Annotated in this window: 15 protein-coding genes and 1 other RNA gene; all 16 read left to right on the forward strand. The window is 58.6% G+C overall.

From position 1 onward, the window contains the following. Positions 1–11 precede the first annotated feature (11 nt). The 16 genes from ACQZ51_RS08315 to ACQZ51_RS08390 all read left to right on the forward strand — a co-directional run bounded on the left by ACQZ51_RS08315 (position 12) and on the right by ACQZ51_RS08390 (position 17,556). Positions 12–1,199: an NAD(P)/FAD-dependent oxidoreductase gene (locus ACQZ51_RS08315; RefSeq protein WP_448776375.1), complete on the forward strand. Its 1,188-nt coding sequence runs from the start codon at positions 12–14 to the stop codon at positions 1,197–1,199. Positions 1,200–1,209: 10 nt separating this feature from the next. Continuing rightward, complete coding sequence (locus ACQZ51_RS08320) at positions 1,210–2,400, forward strand: NAD(P)/FAD-dependent oxidoreductase (protein WP_448776376.1); 1,191 nt, start codon at positions 1,210–1,212, stop codon at positions 2,398–2,400. Between the two features lie 59 nt (positions 2,401–2,459). Then, positions 2,460–2,861: RNase P RNA component class A (gene rnpB / locus ACQZ51_RS08325), an RNA gene on the forward strand. A 398-nt stretch (positions 2,862–3,259) separates the two neighbouring features. Then, complete coding sequence (mraZ, locus tag ACQZ51_RS08330) at positions 3,260–3,700, forward strand: division/cell wall cluster transcriptional repressor MraZ (protein ID WP_448776377.1); 441 nt, start codon at positions 3,260–3,262, stop codon at positions 3,698–3,700. A gap of 14 nt (positions 3,701–3,714) precedes the next feature. Next, a complete protein-coding gene (rsmH, locus tag ACQZ51_RS08335; RefSeq protein WP_192064114.1) occupies positions 3,715–4,740 on the forward strand; it encodes a 16S rRNA (cytosine(1402)-N(4))-methyltransferase RsmH in 1,026 nt (341 codons plus the stop codon). A 1-nt stretch (position 4,741) separates the two neighbouring features. Beyond that, positions 4,742–5,296: a cell division protein FtsL gene (ftsL, locus tag ACQZ51_RS08340; RefSeq protein ID WP_042617209.1), complete on the forward strand. Its 555-nt coding sequence runs from the start codon at positions 4,742–4,744 to the stop codon at positions 5,294–5,296. Beyond that, entirely contained in the window at positions 5,296–7,035 is a 1,740-nt protein-coding gene (locus ACQZ51_RS08345; protein ID WP_042617208.1) for a peptidoglycan D,D-transpeptidase FtsI family protein, read from the forward strand. The genes ftsL and ACQZ51_RS08345 overlap by 1 nt, the downstream gene beginning before the upstream one ends. A gap of 58 nt (positions 7,036–7,093) precedes the next feature. Then, entirely contained in the window at positions 7,094–8,554 is a 1,461-nt protein-coding gene (locus ACQZ51_RS08350; RefSeq protein WP_448776378.1) for a UDP-N-acetylmuramoyl-L-alanyl-D-glutamate--2,6-diaminopimelate ligase, read from the forward strand. Further along, positions 8,551–9,984 (forward strand): UDP-N-acetylmuramoylalanyl-D-glutamyl-2,6-diaminopimelate--D-alanyl-D-alanine ligase, encoded by a 1,434-nt coding sequence (locus ACQZ51_RS08355; protein WP_448776379.1) that lies wholly within the window; start codon positions 8,551–8,553, stop codon positions 9,982–9,984. Before ACQZ51_RS08350 ends, ACQZ51_RS08355 begins: the two co-directional genes overlap by 4 nt. 123 nt (positions 9,985–10,107) lie before the next feature. After that, on the forward strand, positions 10,108–11,208 hold the full coding sequence (gene mraY, locus ACQZ51_RS08360; protein ID WP_042617741.1) for a phospho-N-acetylmuramoyl-pentapeptide-transferase: 1,101 nt from the start codon (positions 10,108–10,110) through the stop codon (positions 11,206–11,208). Between the two features lie 4 nt (positions 11,209–11,212). Then, positions 11,213–12,622 (forward strand): UDP-N-acetylmuramoyl-L-alanine--D-glutamate ligase, encoded by a 1,410-nt coding sequence (murD, locus tag ACQZ51_RS08365; protein ID WP_448776380.1) that lies wholly within the window; start codon positions 11,213–11,215, stop codon positions 12,620–12,622. A 4-nt stretch (positions 12,623–12,626) separates the two neighbouring features. Beyond that, complete coding sequence (ftsW, locus tag ACQZ51_RS08370; protein WP_448776381.1) at positions 12,627–13,781, forward strand: putative lipid II flippase FtsW; 1,155 nt, start codon at positions 12,627–12,629, stop codon at positions 13,779–13,781. Between the two features lie 4 nt (positions 13,782–13,785). Next, entirely contained in the window at positions 13,786–14,922 is a 1,137-nt protein-coding gene (murG, locus tag ACQZ51_RS08375; RefSeq protein WP_448776382.1) for an undecaprenyldiphospho-muramoylpentapeptide beta-N-acetylglucosaminyltransferase, read from the forward strand. Further along, positions 14,919–16,334, forward strand: a complete 1,416-nt coding sequence (gene murC, locus ACQZ51_RS08380) for a UDP-N-acetylmuramate--L-alanine ligase (protein WP_448776383.1) — start codon at positions 14,919–14,921, stop codon at positions 16,332–16,334. The genes murG and murC overlap by 4 nt, the downstream gene beginning before the upstream one ends. Continuing rightward, entirely contained in the window at positions 16,331–17,302 is a 972-nt protein-coding gene (gene murB / locus ACQZ51_RS08385) for a UDP-N-acetylmuramate dehydrogenase (RefSeq protein ID WP_448776384.1), read from the forward strand. Before murC ends, murB begins: the two co-directional genes overlap by 4 nt. Continuing rightward, complete coding sequence (locus ACQZ51_RS08390; RefSeq protein WP_243255523.1) at positions 17,302–17,556, forward strand: hypothetical protein; 255 nt, start codon at positions 17,302–17,304, stop codon at positions 17,554–17,556. Before murB ends, ACQZ51_RS08390 begins: the two co-directional genes overlap by 1 nt. The last annotated feature ends 37 nt before the right edge of the window (positions 17,557–17,593 follow it).

The raw sequence follows: 17,593 nt of genomic DNA on the forward strand, positions 1-17,593 counted from the left end.
GGGAGCAGATCATGCCGGATTTCAAATATATCGTCGTCGGTGCAGGCATGATGGGGGCTGCTGCGGCGCGCCACCTTTCAGGCGCGACTGACGGTGTGGCGCTGATTGGCCCTGCCGAGCCCGTGGACCGCAAGAGCCATGAGGGCGTGTTTTCCAGCCATTATGACCAAGCTAGAATCACACGCGGGTTCGATGGCGATCCCGTCTGGGCGGAACTGGCGAAACGCTCCATCGAGCGCTATGCGCAGATTGAAGCAGAGAGCGGCATCCGGTTTTATCACGAGGCGGGTTGCCTGTTTGCCGGTAATGGCAAGGGGCTGGGCGGTGACTACGTGACCGCCGCCATGGCCGCGCGCCCGGCTGTAAATAGTGGAATTGATGTGCTGGACACATCCGGCCTCAACGCACGCTTTCCGATGTTTGATTTGCCTGACGATCACCATGGCTGGTTCGAGGCGCGCAATGCCGGTTACGTCAATCCGCGTGCGCTGGTGAAGGCGCAGATCGCCATTGCCGAGCAAAAGGGAGCAAAGCTGATCCGCGAGACGGCGGTGCGGATTACGGACACTGCCTCCGGTGTCGAGGTGGTGACGGATGCGGGCCAGCGCTACACGGCGGACAAGGTGATTGTCGCGGCGGGCGGGTTCACGAATATGGCTGATCTTCTGCCTTCGACAGTCGATATGGCCGCGACGGGCCGGACGATTGCGTTTTTCGAGCTGGATGAGGAAAAGCAGCGGGACTTTGCCGCCATGCCTTCCACCATCGTGCTGGCGGAAAATGCTGATGACATCGTCTATATCCTGCCGCCGGTGCAATATCCCGATGGCAAGGTTTACCTGAAAATTGGCGGGGAGAGCGAGAAGGGCAGGCTGGAGACTCGTGCTCAGGCGGTGTCATGGTTCCATTCCGATGGGACGGAAAGCGAAGTGGCATTTCTGGTGAAACGCGCCATTGAGCTGATGCCGGGGCTTGAAGGTTGCCCCGTGACGTCAGGCTCCTGCGTCGCCTCCATTACCCGCACGGGATATCCCTATATTGGCTATACGCAGTCTTCCAACATCGCCGTGCTGACCGGTGGCAACTTTGTCGCGGCGAAATCGTCCGATGAAATCGGGCGGTTGGGTGCGGTGCTTTTGCTGGACGGGCAATTGACGGAAAGCGATTTTGCCGCTCACATGACACCGGTTTTTAGCTGAGGCTGAGAGAATGAAGACGTTCCAATATATCGTGGTGGGTGCGGGCATGATGGGGGCATCTGCTGCCAGGCATCTGGCTGAAAGTTCCGATAGCGTCGCATTGATCGGTCCCGGCGAGCCACATGACATCAAGAACCACGACGGTGTTTTTGCCAGCCATTATGATGCGGCGCGGATAACCCGCACGATCGATAGCAATGCGGATTGGGCGCGGCTCGCCAACCGTTCTATTGCGCGCTATGGCGAGATCGAGCGTGAGAGTGGCGTTGAGTTCTACGGGGAGGTCGGTTGCCTCATCGTCGGCAAGGCGCGGGGCACGGGCTTTGCCTATATCGAGAATGTATGTGCAGCCGCTGACACGTTGGGTGTCGAGACTGATGTGCTCGACGATGCAGCACTTGCGCAGCGGTTCCCCTACTTTTCCTTCGAGAGTGGATGCGAAGGCGTGTTCGAGAGGAACGATGCTGGTTTCGTCAATCCGCGTGAACTGGTGCGGGCGCAGATCGCGATTGGACAAAAGCGCGGTGTGACGCGCATCGATGATACCGTCGTCAGCGTGCGCGAAGACGGCGGCATTGCGACGATAACGACCGCTTCGGGCGATAGCTACACGGCAGAGAAAGTGTTGGTCGCGGCGGGTGGTTTTTCCATTGCCGAGGGGCTTTTGCCGCAGACGCTTCAAATGGAGGTTTATGCCCGCACCGTTGCCTTCTTCGAAATTCCGGAAGACCAGCTGCATCTTTACGCCGGCATGCCATCGCTGATCTATGAGCCTGCCGATGCCAGCAAACACATCTATCTTTTGCCGCCGGTGCGCTATCCCGATGGGAAATTCTATCTCAAGATCGGCGGTGAGCCGGTGGATGTGCCGCTGGCAAGCGACCAGGAGATCCGCGACTGGTTCCGCTCTGGCGGGAATGCCAGTGTTCGCGATGATTTTTCAGGTATTATTGAAACGCTGATCCCATCCATTGACCGCGCGCGCATATCCATGGCGGCTTGCGTCACATCCTATACGCCGAGTGGGTTTCCTGCCATCGGCTATACGAGCTCGCCCAATATTGCCGTGCTGACCGGAGGCTGCGGCGCGGCGGCCAAAAGCTGTGATGAAATCGGGCGGCTGGGTGCAAAGCTGATCGTGGACGGCGCGATTGGTGATGAAGGCTATGATGCGGATTTCAAGCCGGTTTTCTCGATGTAATTTGCCTGTGGCCGATTTTCTGTTGGCATTCGCCGTGGAACCCGTCTAAGGAGCCGGTGCCAGTTGGCCGGGCAGCCGCGCTTTACCAATGTCGAAAGACGGTAGGGTGAGGAAAGTCCGGGCTCCACAAAGACACGGTGCCGGATAACGTCCGGCGGGGGCGACCCTAGGGAAAGTGCCGCAGAGAGTAGACCGCCATCTATCAGATGGTAAGGGTGAAAGGGTGGGGTAAGAGCCCACCGCGCCGCTGGTAACAGGGGTGGCATGGTAAACCCCACCGGGAGCAAGACCGAATAGGGATGACGTGGGGTGCGCGCAAGCGGACCTACAGCCGGTTTTTGGGCGAGTCATCCGGGTGGGTTGCAAGAGGCGGTGTGCAAATGCCGTCCCAGATGAATGGCTGCCACGTTCCGGGTCAAACCGGGGCCATACAGAACCCGGCTTACAGGCCAACTGGCAAATTTCCTTTTTTAAATCAGGCCCTTGGTGCGCGCTCGGCGCGCGCGGTTAAGTATTTGAAATTGCTGATAAAGCAAGTTTTGATGGGCGGTTTCTGGTGGCCGCGCGCCAAGTGCTTGAATGGACACGGTAAACCATTCGTTAATCTTAACGGGATATGAATGTTCGATCCGAAGGCAGCATCCCGCTGGCTTCTCCCATTGACGCCCAAAGTGTCCCATGATATCCCAAATGCACACCACAAAGGGTCGTGTTTTTGACCCGCAATCAATGAGACGGAGAGGCCTGCAAGGGTCCGATGGGCATTATGTCCTGCCGGTCAGCGATGTGTCGTGCGTAACGGTGTTGCCTGTCGAGGCGGGTTCATGCCCTGCATTCGGCGGTTTTGGCGAGTTTAAAAATGGGTCGCTTTTTATCGAACGTGACGAACAGAATCGACGCCAAGGGGCGCGTTTCGGTTCCGTCGCTGTTTCGTTCGGTGCTGGCGGAGCGGGGCATTCAGGAGCTTTATTGTCTCCAGGATTTTGCATTTCCGGCCATCAGCGTGGGCGGTCCGGACTTGCTGGAACGATACGAACGGCAGATCGCTTCCATGGATGCGTTCTCGCCGGAAGCGAACGCGATGTCGCTGCTGGTTCACGGTGGCGGCGTTTTCATGAAGCTGGACGGCGAAGGGCGTCTGATGGTCACGGATTTCATTCGGGAATTCACTGGCATCAGCGCGGAAGTTACCTTTGTCGGTCGGGCGGATCATTTTCAGTTGTGGCAGCCGGACGCGTTTTACGAGGCGCAGAAGGCAGCAAGATCGGGGCGCGGCTTTACCGCTGTTCGCCCCGGATAGGACGGGGAAACGGAATGGCGGCGAATTCTGGCGGACGATCTTCTGAAGCCGGTGGCGGACCGGTTCGCCACATTCCGGTTCTTCTCCATGAAGTCCTAGGCGCGCTTGAGCCAGCGCCCGGCAAAATCATTCTCGATGGCACCTTTGGTGCAGGCGGATACACGCAGGCCATTCTCGATCAGGGTGCTGATGTGATCGCACTCGACCGTGACCCCAATGCTATCGAAGGCGGGCAGGGCATGGTTGCAGCCAATGGCGGACGCCTCACGCTCATCCAGTCTCAGTTTTCCAATCTCTCCGCCCATGTGCCTGCCGGTGGCCTCGATGGTCTGGTGCTCGATATCGGCGTGTCTTCCATGCAGATCGATGAGGCCGAGCGCGGCTTCTCGTTCCAGAGAAACGGGCCGCTCGACATGCGCATGTCCGCGTCAGGCGTTTCGGCCGCCGATGTGGTGAATCGCGCAAAGGTTTCGGACCTCATCCGTATTTTCGGTTTTCTGGGTGAAGAAAAGCAGCCGGGACGTATTGCCCGCGCCATTGAGAAGAAGCGTGCCGAGGAGCCGTTCCGCACCACTCGCGATCTGGCCGGGTTGATTGAAATCGTGACCCCTCGCAAGGCCAAGGACAAAATCCACCCTGCAACGCGCGTGTTTCAGGCGCTTCGCGTCTTCGTCAATGACGAGTTGGGCGAGTTGGCGCAGGCGCTGTTTGCAGCCGAGCGTGCGGTGAAGCCGGGCGGCCGGCTTGTCATCGTGACCTTCCATTCGCTGGAAGACCGCATCGTCAAAAAGTATTTCGCGGATCGTTCCGGTCGTGCGGCGGGCTCCCGTCACATGCCGATGGTGGCGGACACGCCTGCGATTTTCGATGCCGTGGGCAAGTCGATGATTGCGGCGAGCGACGAGGAGGCAGAGATCAATCCGCGGGCTCGTTCCGCCAAGCTGCGCGCCGGTGTTCGCACGAACGCTGCCGCCCGGCCTGCCGATCTTTCGATCTTCGATCTGCCCGATCTCGCAAGTCTTGCAAAGATGGGAGGTTGATATGCTCAGAACCTTCGACTTCGTTCTGATGGGTGTGATGGTGGCTGCGGCTGTCGTGACCTATTCGATCAAGCATCAGGCCGATTTGAAGCTGGATTCCGTGCGCAAGCTGGAAGCCGAGATCAAGCTGGAGAAGGACACGATTGACCTTCTGCGTGCCGACTGGGCGCTGCTGACGCAGCCGAACCGTCTGCACCGGCTGGTCAACGCCTATCAGGGCGATCTGGCGCTGGCACCGACAATGCCGAACCAGCTTTCCCAGCCCAAGGAATTGCCGATGCTGCGCTCGCAATTGCCGCAGCCGCCCGAGCCGGTGGGCATGAGCGTGGAAGATGTAATTGCAGCCGCCATGAGTGGCTCCAAGCCTGGCGCAACATTGGGTGGTGTAAAACCCAAATCACCGCCCGCAGGTCAAATCGCGGTGAGTGGTGGGGTGCCTGTTCCGCAGCCACGCGCAAAGGTTGCGCGGTCAGCGCAGCCCATGCCGGTGGCGCGCGCCCAGCAGGGTGACGAAACCGGTGACATGGATGAAACGATAACTGGATCGGTGGACTGATGTCTTTTCTGTCTCGCGTCATGGTTCTGAAAAGCAGGGCTCATTTTTCCGCAAGCACCAGTGGCTTTGCCGACCATGCTGCCTTTGAAGGTGCGCGCAAACGCCGTGCCACCCAGGCCAAGACCCGTGTTGGTCTGCTTATCTTCGGTTTTATCGCATTTTATGGTGTCGTTGGCGGGCGGTTGATTCAATATGGACTGACGCAGCCGGAAACCGTTTCCAGCATTGCGCCCGCAGACCGGTTGATGGCATCTCGTCCCGACCTTCTGGACCGCAATGGCGAAGTTCTGGCCACCGATATCAGGACTGTTTCGCTGTTTGCCGAGCCACACCGCATCGTCGATGTCGATGAAGCGATTGAGAAGCTGCAAACGGTTCTGCCCGATCTCGATACGCGTGGCACCTACCAGAAGCTGAAATCCGAATCACGTTTCCAATGGCTGCGCCGCCAGCTGACGCCGAAGCAGCAGAGCCAGATTCTTGCGCTCGGCATTCCCGGCATCGGTTTTCGTCCTGAAAAGCGCCGCTTCTATCCCGGTGGCTCGACGGCTGCGCATGTCGTCGGTCACGTTAATATCGACAACCGCGGCGTTGCCGGCATGGAGCGCTATCTTGACAGCCAGGGTCTGGCCGACCTGACGGCGCTCGGCATGACGTCTGACCAGCCGCTTGAGCCGGTTAAGCTTTCGATCGATCTGCGGGTTCAGGCCATTGTGCGTGAAGTGGTGGCCTCCGCCATCCAGAAGTTCCAGGCGATTGGCGCCGGTGCCGTTGTAATCAATGTCCACACCGGCGAAATTCTCGCCATGGCATCTCTGCCGGATTACGATCCCAACAACCCTGCCGAAGGTGCGAAAGAGGGCTGGCTGAACCGCATGTCGAACGGAACGTTCGAGATGGGCTCCACCTTCAAATCCTTCACCATTGCCATGGGTCTGGATTCCGGCAAGGTCCACATCAACGATACATTCGATGCGCGTGCGCCGATCCGCATTGGCGGCTTCACCATCAAGGACTTCCACGGCAAGGGCCGCGTTCTTTCTGTTCCTGAAATCTTCCAGTATTCATCCAACATCGGTACGGCAAAGATTGCCGACACGGTTGGCATTGAAGGCCACAAGGAATTTCTGACGCGGCTTGGCCTGTTGACCAAGATGCAGACGGAACTGCCTGAGGTGGCAATGCCATCGCAGCCGCGTGTGTGGAAAAAGATCAACTCGGTGACCATTTCTTTCGGTCACGGCGTCTCTACCACCCCGTTGCAGACGGCGATTGCCGGTGCAGCGCTGGTGAATGGCGGTAAGCTTATCGAGCCGACTTTCCTGCCACGCACGGTCGGGCAGGCGGATCAAGTGGCAAAGCAGGTGTTGCAGCCCGGTGCCAGCAAGGACATGCGCTTTCTGTTCGAATGGAACGGCGTGAACGGTTCTGGCCGCAATGCGCGCGTTGAAGGCTTCAATGTTGGCGGCAAGACCGGCACAGCCGACAAGGTCGTCAATGGTCGTTACGTGCACGACAAGAACTTCAACGCCTTCCTCTCGGCCTTCCCGATGGACAAGCCGGAATATGTTGTTCTGTCCTTCATTGACGAGCCGAAGACGGACAAAGGCAATGGCGCAGCACTGGCCGGTTCTTCTGCCGCACCTATGGTGCATGACATCATTACCCGCTCGGCAGCCATTCTTGGCGTGAAACCCAAGTTCGGCAAGGACGGTTCGGCCTTGCTGGTGTCTTATTGATTGGTACAGCTTATGACGGACCGGCGAATCGCGCCGGGGGGACAAGACGGACACATCGATGAATTTGCGAGATCTCTCCGGGACTGAGTTCCCGGAACTGAATGAATTGCTTGGCACTGATGCCGGCGCGCTGGATATTACCGGGATTACGGCAGATAGCCGCAAGGCTGCGCCGGGATCGCTGTTCGTAGCGGTGGCAGGCACCAAGGCCGATGGCAGCACATATGTGGCGGATGCCGTGGCAAAGGGTGCGGTTGCGGTTGTTTCCAGCCATGCCATCGATGCTGGCGTGCCGGTTCTCGTTGTCTCTGATCCGCGCCGTTTTCTCTCCCTTGCCGCCGCCCGTTTTTACGGTAAACAGCCCGAAACCATGGTGGCCGTGACCGGCACTGCGGGCAAGACCTCAGTTGCATCCTTCACACGCCAGATATGGGCGATTGCTGGCCATGCCGCGGCGCAGATTGGCACCACGGGTGTGATTGCGCCGGGTCGCGAAGACTATGGTTCTCTGACCACGCCTGATCCCGTTTCTCTGCATGCGCTTCTTGCCGAGCTTGCATCTGAAGGCGTGACCCATGCGGCGATGGAAGCGTCCAGCCACGGTCTCGACCAGCGCCGTCTGGATGGCGTGAAGCTGGCTGCTGCTGCCTTCACCAATCTTGGCCGTGACCACATGGACTACCATCCTACGATGGAAGACTACATGGACGCCAAGATGCGGCTGTTCGATACGCTGCTTCCGAAGGGTTCGCCTGTTGTGATCTATGCGGATGATCCGTGGTCGGACCGCGCTATCAAGGCCGCGAGCGAAGCAGGCCATGAGGTGCGCACCGTTGGCCGCAAGGGCGATTATCTGGCGCTGAAGCGCGTCGAGCATTTCCGCCACAAGCAGATGATCGAAGTGCATCATCAGGGCAAGATTTACGAGGTCGATATTCCCTTGGCTGGTGATTTCCAGGTGGCCAATGCGCTGGTATCCGCAGGTCTTGCGATTTCCACCGGCGTTCCGGCAGCGGTGGCGCTGAAGGCGCTGGAAAAGCTGGTGGGTGCCGCTGGCCGTCTTGAGTTGATCGGCCAGACGAAAAACGGTGCGCTGGCCTATGTGGACTATGCCCACAAGCCGGATGCGCTGGAAAATGTGCTGACATCCGTGCGGCCCTTTACATCGGGCCGCATCATTACCGTTTTCGGTTGCGGTGGGGATCGTGACAAGGGCAAGCGCCCCATCATGGGCGAAGTCGCGACGCGGCTTTCCGATATCGTCATCGTGACGGATGACAATCCGCGCTCGGAAGAGCCGCAGACTATCCGCTCCGAAATCATGGCTGCGGCGCCCGGTGCTCTTGAAATCGGTGATCGCGCCAAGGCGATCAGCCATGCCGTTTCGCTTTTGGGACATGGCGATACTTTGATCGTAGCGGGCAAGGGGCATGAGGAGGGTCAGATTGTTGGTGGCGTAACGCTGCCATTTTCAGACCATGAACAGGTGCGAACTGCGCTGGAAGGATTGAAGATTTGAACTGGTTATGGACAGTCCCGGATTTGGTCGCCGTTATGGCAGGCCGTCCGGTGGGCAACCTGCCGCAAGGCATCACAGGCATTTCCATCGATAGCCGCACGGTGCAGGCGGGCGAAGCCTTCTTCGCCATCAAGGGCGACCGGGTGGACGGCCATGATTATGCAAGCTTTGCCGTTGCTAATGGCGCGGGACTTCTGGTGGTGTCCGAATCCAAGCTGCCCGCCCTTGGGCGGCTGACGGTGCCGATGATCGTGGTGGAAGATGTTCTTGCCGCCATGGTCAAGCTGGGTATTGCCGCCAGAGCACGGACATCGGCGCGTATCATCGCGATTACCGGTTCAGTGGGCAAGACGACGACCAAGGAAATGCTGCGGCAGGTGCTGGCCCCATCGGGCCGGGTTCATGCGGCGGTGTCCTCGTTCAACAACCATTGGGGCGTGCCACTTACGCTGGCGCGCATGCCTGCCGATACGGAATTCGGCATTTTCGAAGTTGGCATGAACCACGTCGGTGAGATCAGCCCGCTGGTCAAACAGGTCAAGCCGCATCTGGCCATCATCACCACCATTGCCGCTGCCCATCTGGGCAACTTCAAAGATCTGGAAGAGATTGCCGCTGCCAAGGCGGAAATCTTCGACGGTGTGTTGCCGGGCGGAGCCGTTATTCTCAACCGCGACAATGAGCAGTTCGAGCAGCTGGAGCGCGCGGCTTTCGATGCTGGCATCGAGCATGTCCTGACCTTCGGGCAGCACGCCAAGGCCGATTTCCGCCTTGCCGATTTTGAAAACACACCTGACGGTTCGACCATCTGGACCATCATAAACGGCGAGACCAGCGAGTTGCACATCGGTGCGGCTGGTCGCCACATTGCCGAAAACGCCATGGCTGCATTGGGCACGGTTGCTGTGACAGGCGCTGATCTCGACAAGGCCTTTGCAGCACTTGGAACACTTGAGGCCGTTAAGGGCAGGGGGCAACGCCACCGTCTGTCTGTCGGTGAGGGTTCGTTCCTGCTGATCGATGAAAGCTACAATGCCAACCCGGCCTCCATGCGTGCCGCGATTGCGCTTCTGGCTGCGGCTGAAGTGAAGGGCAGCGGACGGCGCGTCGCTATTTTGGGCGACATGCTGGAGATGGGCGAGTTCTCGGCGCAGGTGCATGAGGAATTGTCCGGCCCGCTTCTATCGGCTGGCATCGAGCATGTCTGGCTTGCGGGTGAGTCGATGGCTTCGCTTCGCGATGCCTTGCCGGAAAGCGTCAATGTTGCATGGTTCCCCACAACCGCAGAACTGAATGAATTCGTGCTGAAATGGGTGCAGCCGGGCGATGTCTTGATGATAAAATCATCACTGGGCATTGGTTTTGGCAAGATCGTAACGGCACTTCTTGACAAGTATCCTGCATTCCCCGAGACGGAACGCCAAACATAGAGAGCATTGAGGGGCCGGGATGCACAGGCATCCTTCCTTGAGATCTTCTGAAACAAAAACATGGAGCGGTGGCGGCTTAACCTATCTGCCCGCCGCTTCAATCGGCCTTTTGAAAGGGCAAACATGCTGATCTGGCTCGTTGAACTGTCGGACCACGTCCAAATCTTCAATCTGTTCCGGTACATTACGTTCCGGGCCGGTGCGGCACTGTTTACCTCTGCCCTCATCGTCTTCCTTTTTGGCCCCGCCATCATCAATTCCCTGCGCATTCGCCAGGGCAAGGGTCAGCCTATTCGCGCCGATGGACCGCAGACCCACTTCAAGAAGGCGGGTACGCCGACCATGGGCGGGTTGATGATCCTTGCGGGTATTCTCGGCGGATCGCTGCTGTGGGGCGATCTGTCCAACGTATACGTCGTTTCCGTGCTGATGGTGACGCTTGGCTTTGGTGCCATCGGCTTTTACGATGACTATCTGAAAGTCACCAAGCAGAGCGACAAGGGCTTTTCCGGCAAGGCGCGTCTGGGCATCGAATTCGTCATCGCAGCCATTGCCGTGTTCTTCATGATGAAGGTGGCGCTGGCCACCGCGCCACATGGCGGGACGCTTGGCAGCTCAATTGCCTTTCCCTTCTTCAAGGATTTCGTGGTCAATCTCGGCTACTTCTTTGTGTTGTTCGGTGCCTTCGTCATCGTTGGCGCGGGCAATGCGGTGAACCTGACCGATGGTCTCGATGGCCTTGCTATCGTGCCGGTGATGATTGCGGCGGCGACCTTCGGCGTGATCGCCTATCTGGTCGGCAATGCCATTTTCGCCAATTATCTCCAGATCAATTTCGTTCCCGGCACGGGTGAGCTTGCGGTTATCGTCGGTGCCGTCATCGGTGGCGGTCTTGGTTTTCTGTGGTTCAACGCGCCGCCTGCCGCCATCTTCATGGGCGATACTGGTTCGTTGGCGCTCGGCGGCCTGATTGGCTCCATCGCGGTCGCCGTCAAGCACGAGATCGTCATGATCATCGTCGGTGGCCTCTTCGTCATGGAAACGCTGTCGGTCATCATTCAGGTGTTCTGGTTCAAGCGCACCGGTAGACGCGTATTCCTGATGGCGCCCATCCACCACCATTTCGAAAAGAAGGGCTGGACGGAAAGCCAGGTCGTGATCCGGTTCTGGATCATCTCCGTCGGTCTTGCCATGCTGGGCCTTGCCACTCTGAAACTGAGATAATCTGATGATCCCTGTCACCTCGCTTGCCGGTCAAAACGTTGCGCTCTTCGGTCTCGGTGGCTCGGGCCTTGTGACCGCGCGGGCGCTGGTGACTGGCGGTGCCAGGGTGACGGCCTTTGACGATAATCCCGGAAGTGTCGCGAAAGCGCAGGACGAAGGCATTCCAACGGCGGATCTTCGCGGGTTGGATTGGTCAAAGCTTTCAGCGCTCGTTCTGGCGCCCGGTGTGCCGCTGACGCATCCCAAACCGCATTGGTCTGTCGATCTGGCCCGTGCCGCTGGCGTTGAGGTGATCGGCGATATTGAACTTTTCGTGCGCGAGCGCCGTGCGCATGCGCCGGGTTGCCCGTTCATTGCCATTACCGGCACCAACGGCAAATCTACCACCACGGCACTGATTGCTCACATCCTGACAGCATCTGGCCGCGATACGCAGCTTGGCGGCAATATCGGCACGGCGATCCTCAGCCTCGAGCCACCGAAGGCTGAGCGGTTCTACGTGGTCGAATGCTCGTCCTACCAGATCGATCTTGCGCCGACGCTGAACCCGAGTGCTGGCATTCTGCTCAACCTGACGCCTGACCATCTGGATCGTCACGGCACGATGCAGCATTATGCCGATATCAAGGAACGGTTGGTCGCGGGCAGTGATACGGCTGTTGTGGGCGTCGATGACAGCTATTGCACATTGATTGCTGACCGCATCGAGCGCGCTGGCGTCAAGGTTTCCCGCATTTCAAAGCGTAATGTTGTGGCCAATGGTCTTTATGCCGAGGGCAGCCGGATCATGAAGGCCAAAGGCGGCACGTCTTCACTGCTGGCCGATCTGGAGGGCATTCCGACGCTGCGGGGCAGCCACAATGCCCAGAACGCGGCAGCCGCCATTGCGGCCTGCATTGCCTTGGGTGTCTCGGTGGATGAGGTGAAGGCAGGGCTTACATCCTTCCCCGGCCTCAAGCACCGCATGCAGCCGGTGGGTCGTCGCGGCAATGTCACCTTCGTCAATGACAGCAAGGCGACCAATGCGGAGGCCGCAGCGCCCGCACTTTCCAGCTATGATCGCATCTATTGGATTGCCGGTGGCCTGCCGAAAGCGGGTGGCATTTCCAGCCTTTCGCCGCTGTTTTCGCACATTGCCAAGGCCTATCTGATTGGCGAAGCGGCTGCCGAATTTGCCGCTACGCTGGGTGAGGCTGTGCCCTACGAGATTGCCGGAACGCTGGAAAAGGCAGTTGAACATGCTGCAGCCGATGCGCAGAGCGATGGCCGCGAAGGCAATGTCGTGATGTTATCACCGGCTTGCGCAAGCTTCGACCAATATAAGAACTTTGAAATACGTGGTGATTCGTTCGTCTCGCATGTCGCAGCACTTGAAGGTGTGACGATGCTGATTGGGTTGAAAAAGGAAGGCTGACGAGATGGTAAGCCGTATAGACCGTGGGCCGGTTGCGGAATGGTTCTGGACCATCGACCGTTTTTTCCTCACCGCGTTCATCGCGCTGATGGGTATCGGGTTGATGCTATCCTTTGCCGCGTCTCCTGCGGTTGCGGAGCGCATCGGCCTCAACAGCTTCTTCTTCGTGGAGCGTCAGGCCATGTTCATGGTGCCATCTGTGGCCATCATGCTCGGGCTTTCCTTTCTGTCTCCGCGGCAGGTGCGCCGCGTGGCGGTTATCATATTGATTTCATCACTGCTGATGATGATCTTTGCGCTGTTTTTCGGCATTGAGGTCAAGGGTGCGCGTCGCTGGATTTCGGTTGGCACCTTCTCCATCCAGCCATCCGAATTCATGAAGCCCGCCTTCGTGATCGTTTGCGCCTGGCTTTTTGCCGAACGCGCCCGCCATCCTGAAATTCCCGGCAATCTCTTTGCCATCATCACCTTTGGTATTGTCGCGGCCCTCCTGATTGCCCAACCAGACTTCGGCCAGACCATTCTGACGTCGGTCGTCTGGGGTGGCATGTTCTTTATGGCGGGTATTCCGTGGTTCTGGATCATCATGCTGGGTGGCCTTGGTGTGGGTGGCATCATCACCGCCTATCTCATGCTGCCGCACGTGGCCGGTCGTATAGACCGGTTCTGGACGGGTGAGGGCGATACGTTTCAGGTCGATACCGCCCGCGAGGCCATCATTCGTGGCAACTGGTTCGGTCAGGGTCCGGGCGAGGGCATCGTCAAGCGCATCATTCCCGACAGCCACACCGACTTCATCTTTTCCGTGGCCGCCGAAGAATTCGGCATTCTGTTCTGCATGCTGCTGGTTGCGATCTTTGCCTTCATCGTATTGCGGGGCCTCAGCCACGCTTTCAAGGAAAAGGATGATTTCGTCCGCTTTGCGGTTGCTGGTCTGGTGCTACAGCTTGGCATGCAGTCCATGATCAATATCGGCGTTAATCTGGAACTCATGCCCGCCAAGGGCATGACGCTGCCGCTGATTTCCTATGGTGGTTCGTCCATGATGGCGATCTGCGTGACAGCGGGTTTCCTGCTGGCGCTGACCCGCCATCGCCCGGAAAAGCGTGCGCAGGAGCGCAGTTTCTTCCGGGTCAATGCAGGCCTTCCTGCGGAGTAAAAATATGAGCAAGGGTATTGTTCTGCTAGCCGCCGGGGGAACCGGCGGCCATGTGTTTCCGGCCGAGGCGCTGGCCTATGAGTTGAAGGCGCGCGGTTACGCCGTGCATCTGGTGACGGACAGCCGTGCCGAGCGTTATGCGGGCAAGTTTCCAGCCGATGAGATTCACGTCGTGCCATCCGCCACCATCGGCTCGAAAAATCCCATAGCGGTTGCGAAAGCGTTGCTGACCCTGTGGAAAGGCCTTCGTGCTGCGCGCCGTCTGGTCACGAAGTTGAAGCCGGTGGCTGTTGTGGGCTTTGGGGGATATCCCACCGTGCCGCCGCTTCTGGCATCCACGGGCCTTGGTGTGCCGTCGCTGATCCACGAGCAGAATGCCGTCATGGGCCGCGCCAACAAGGCGCTTGCCAAGCGAGTGAAGGCGATAGCAGGCGGCTTTCTGCCTGAGACGCAAGGTGAATATGCCGCCAAGACAGTGGCGACGGGCAACCCCGTTCGCCCCGCTGTTCTGGCCGCCGCCGATGTTGCCTACACGCCATCGCATGCGGGTGAGCCGTTCCAGCTTGTGGTCTTCGGTGGAAGCCAAGGCGCGCAGTTTTTCTCTGCTGCCGTTCCCGCCGCAATCTGCCTGCTGCCGAACGAGGTTCGCGCCCGCGTTTCCGTGACACAACAGGCGCGCCCGGAAGACAAGGACAGTGTCATAGCGTCTTACAAGAAGCTTGGTGTGGCCGCTGATGTCTCGCCGTTCTTTGGCGATATGGCAGAGCGCATTGCAGGTTCCGATCTCGTTATCAGCCGTTCCGGTGCTTCGACAGTCTCTGAGCTTTCGGTCATCGGTCGTCCGTCTGTTCTGATTCCCTATCCGCATGCCCTAGACCATGACCAGGCCGCCAATGCCGCAGCCCTTTCGGCTGCAGGTGGTGCCAGCGTCATCAAGCAATCCGAGCTTACGCCGCAAAAGCTGTCTTCGCTGCTGCTGGAGGCCATGAACGAGCCTGATCGTCTGGCGCAAACGGCGGCGGCTGCGAAAGCAACTGGCAAGCCGAATGCGGCTGGCGCTCTCGCTGATCTGGTCGAAGCCATTGCGCGTGGAGTGCCGGTCGCACAATTCAAAACAAAAAACAAAGGAGTGCATTCATGAAGATGCCGAAAGCCATAGGTCTTGTCCATTTTATCGGAATTGGCGGCATCGGCATGAGCGGCATTGCCGAGGTGTTGCACAATCTCGGCCACCGCGTTCAGGGCTCCGACCAGGCAGACAGCGCCAATGTGCAGCGTCTGCGGGACAAGGGCATCGAGGTTTTCGTTGGCCAGGCGGCTGGAAACCTTGGCGATGCCGAAGTTGTCGTGGTCTCGACCGCCATCAAGAAGAACAACCCGGAACTGATCGCGGCACGCGAAAAGTCCCTGCCGATCGTTCGCCGTGCAGAGATGCTGGCCGAACTCATGCGCTTTCGCAACGCGATTGCCATCGGCGGAACGCACGGCAAGACGACAACGACCTCCATGGTCGCCACGCTTCTGGACGCGGGTAATTTGGATCCGACCGTCATCAATGGCGGCATCATCAATGCTTACGGCACCAATGCCCGCATGGGTGCAGGTGAGTGGATGGTGGTGGAAGCCGACGAGTCCGACGGCACCTTCCTGAAGCTGCCCGCCGATGTGGCTGTCGTGACCAATATCGATCCCGAGCATCTCGATCACTACGGCAACTTCGATGCGGTTCGGGCCGCATTCCGTCAGTTCGTGGAAAATGTGCCGTTTTACGGCTTTGGCGTTTTGTGCATCGACCACCCGGAAGTGCAGACGCTGGTGGGCAAGATCGAAGACCGCAAGGTCATCACTTATGGCGAAAACCCGCAGGCGGATGTGCGCTTTTCCAACGTTCGTATCGATGGCACCAAGTCGATTTTCGATGTGGAAATCCGTCGTCGCCGTACGGGCAAGATCTTCACCTTCACCGATCTGGTTCTGCCCATGCCGGGCCGCCATAACGTATCCAATGCAACGGCGGCCATTGCGGTGGCAAACCGTCTGGGCATTTCAGTTGAAGACATCAAGAAAGGCCTTGCCTCCTTTGGTGGCGTCAAGCGCCGGTTCACGCTAACCGGTTCTTCCAACGGCATTCAGGTGTTCGATGACTACGGTCATCACCCGGTTGAGATCAAAGCCGTGCTGAAAGCGGCGCGTGAGGCGTGCAGCGGGCGTATCATTGCGGTGCACCAGCCGCACCGTTATTCACGTCTTTCCAGCCTGTTTGAAGATTTTGCACATTGTTTCAACGATGCGGACACAATTCTCCTTGCCCCGGTCTATGCGGCGGGTGAAGATGCAATCGAGGGTGTGAACTCCGAGGCGCTCGTAACAGCTGCAAAGGCTGCCGGCCACCGCGATGCTCGCCATCTCTCCTCCCGCGACGATCTGGCCAGGACCGTCGCAGGCATTGCGAAATCGGGTGACTTCGTGGTTCTTCTGGGGGCTGGCAACATCACGCAATGGGCGGCGGCGCTGCCCTCGGAATTGGATAGCATTTCAGGAAAGTCTGCATGAGACAGGTGGATGGGGTAAAGTTGCTGGAGAGACTCGGCAATGGCGTGAATGAACTCAGGGGACGTTTGACACCGGATTCGCCAATGGACCGCGTCACGTGGTTTCGTGCTGGTGGTTTGGCGGAACTGATGTTCCAACCCCATGACGTGGACGACCTCATCGCTTTCCTCAAGATTCTGCCTGAAGATGTGCCGCTAACCGTCGTCGGCGTGGGTTCCAACCTGCTGGTGCGCGATGGCGGCATTCCGGGCGTTGTCGTGCGCCTGTCCGCCAAGGGCTTCGGTCAGGTTGAACTGGCTGGTGAGAACCGCATCAAGGCTGGCGCGATCTGCCCGGACAAGCATATTTCCGCCATGGCGATGGATAATGGCATCGGTGGCTTCCACTTCTATTACGGCATTCCCGGCTCGATTGGCGGTGCGCTTCGCATGAATGCGGGCGCCAATGGCGGCGAAACGCGCGAGCGGGTTATCGAGGTTTATGCCGTTGACCGCCAAGGCAACAGCCATGTGCTTTCCAATGCCGATATGGGTTACAGCTATCGTCATTCGGAAGCGTCGAAGGACCTGATCTTCACCGGTGCGCTGTTTGAAGGCTACCCGGAAGACCGCGCCAAAATCCGCGCCGATATGGATGCCGTGCGCCTTCACCGCGAAACGGTTCAGCCGATCCGCGAACAGACGGGTGGTTCGACCTTCAAGAACCCTGAGGGTCATTCGGCCTGGAGCCTCATCGATGAGGCGGGCGGTCGTGGCATGGTCATCGGCGGTGCGCAGATGTCCTCGCTGCACTGCAATTTCATGATCAATACCGGCCACGCGACCGGCTATGATCTGGAATATCTGGGCGAAGCGGTGCGCAAGCGCGTATTCGAACATTCCGGCATTCGCCTGGAATGGGAAATCAAGCGTCTGGGCTTGTTCATGCCGGGTCGTGAGGTTGAGCCGTTTCTTGGGCACGCGCAGTAATGTCTGATGGCGGCGTGAGCGAACAGGATCGTCGTAGACATGATCTTGTCGCAAACGAGCGCAGGAAACTGTTGGCAAATGCACTGGACCGCCTCTCGACGGCGTTCCTTGCGATCGGTGTGGTGGGCCAGATATTGTCACTCACACCGACTTCCGCGACTATTTTGAACGTTTATGTGATGGCCGGTTGGATTTCGGGCGCTGTTATATTACATTTGATTGCAAGACGCGTCCTCGGAGGTCTGAAGGCATGAACTCTCAAGAGTTTTTCTGGTACGTTTTTCCCTGGTT

Source organism: Agrobacterium sp. CG674 (assembly GCF_053521645.1).